General features: G+C 71.5%; 2 protein-coding genes and 1 pseudogene. All 3 read left to right on the top strand.

Features of this window, described 5'->3' with window-relative positions:
* The coding region (locus AC1D15_RS30640; protein WP_477828995.1) for a glycine zipper 2TM domain-containing protein at positions 1–339 on the top strand (339 nt) is incomplete at its 5' end.
* 81 nt (positions 340–420) lie between these two features.
* Complete coding sequence (locus tag AC1D15_RS30635; protein WP_477828994.1) at positions 421–777, top strand: hypothetical protein; 357 nt, start codon at positions 421–423, stop codon at positions 775–777.
* Positions 778–797: 20 nt separating this feature from the next.
* A pseudogene (locus AC1D15_RS30630) lies at positions 798–1,712 on the top strand (hypothetical protein); the annotation flags it as partial.

Here is a 1,712-nt window from a genome sequence, read left to right as displayed (position 1 = left end):
CGCAGCGAACGCGCAGGCCAGGTCAGCAGCATCGAGCCGATCACCGAGACCCCGAAGGCAACCGGCGTCGGTGCGGTCGCGGGGGGCGTGCTCGGCGGCGTGCTGGGGCACCAGATCGGCAACGGCACCGGGCGCGACGTGGCGACGGTCGCAGGCGCGGTCGGCGGCGCCGTCGTCGGCAACAAGATCGAGAAGAACCGCTCCGAGAAGGTGGTCGGCTACCGCGTGCACGTGACGCTCGACAACGGCGAGCAGCGCACCTTCGAGCAGAGCGGCAGCACCGGCCTGCGGGTCGGTGACCGCGTGCGGGTCGACGGCAACCAGGTGCGTCGCAGCTGAGTTCCCGCAGGCCGGCGCAACACGTGCCGACCTGCTTACACTGCGCCATGGCCGCCGCGGCGCGGCCTTCAGGAGTCCGCCGTGGCCATCAGCTGGATCAGCGCGCTCAAGGTCATCCCGTGGGGTGACGTGATCGAGGCGGCGCCCGGCCTCGTGAAGGGCGCGCGCAAGGTGTTCACCCGCACGCAGCCGGAACCGGTGGTCGTGCAGGATCCTGCAGCGCCGCCGCAGCAGCGCATCGAACAACTCGAAGCCGCCGTGGCCCGGCTCGGTGAGCAGCAGCAGGCGGCCGCGGCGTTGATCGAATCGCTGGCCGAGCACAACGCCAAGGTCGTCGAGGCGATCGAGCGGCTGCGGCTGCGCAGCCGGCTGCTGATGGGCACCTGTGCGGTGCTGCTGGCCGCCGTCGGCGCGCTGGCCTGGCTGGTGTTGCGCTGATCCTCCGCCGCGCCGTGACCATGGGCAGTTCCGAACTCGATGCGGTCGCCGTCACGGCCGACGAGGCCGCCGCCGCGCAGCCGGTGCGCCACTTGCGGCAGATCCTGCTGTGGCCGCTGCGGCTGATCCCGCCGGAAAGCCCCGCGGCGCGGCATGCCAGGCCATGGGAATTGCTGCGCGACCTGCCCGACTCGCCGTGGCGCGAAGAGGTCGACGAGTACACCGGCGACGCGACCCGCTTCCACGAGCGCCACTACAACGAGTTCGTCAGCTTCCTGCCCTACGTGCAGCGCTTCCTGTACGGCGATGGCCGCGCGAAGCGTGATGCAGCGACGGGCGACGGCGCTTCGCCGATGCGTGTGTTCCGCCGCCACGACGTGAAGGCGGTGCGCGTGGTGCCGCGGCCGGGCGACGCGCCGCTGACGCTGGAGGTGGTACATGCCGACCTGTACTTCTTCTACGACCTCGACATCGTGATGCTGAACCTCGAGGTCGGCATCAGCGACCTGAGCCTCGCGCAGGCGCAGGACCTGCTCTACCGCTTCGGCCGCGGCTACCCCGCCGGCTGGGATGCCGGGGGCACGCCGCTGCACGGCATGCACGGCGTCGAATGGCTGGGTGCCGACGGCCAGGTCCTCGCGCGCTCCGACTCCGGCCAGCGCGAGGCCTTCCTCGCGCACGTGGCCGAGCACCGCGCGCCGCGCATCGCGTCGCACTGGGCCTTCATGCTGCAGCCGCTGGTCAGCGACCACTCGGGCGAGCCCGGCCTGCTGCGCTACCGCCAGATCGAATACCACCGCATGCCGGTGATGGGCTTCCTCGCGGTCGACGATCCGGCGCGGCTGACGCGCGGCGATTTCATCCGCCTCGGTCTCGTCATCGGCGGCAGCGAGGCCGAGACCGCCTTGCCCTATCTCGAATCGACGGTGCAGGGC

This window comes from Rhizobacter sp. P2_H2 (assembly GCF_056403375.1).
This window is presented reverse-complemented; position numbering and strand designations above follow the sequence as displayed.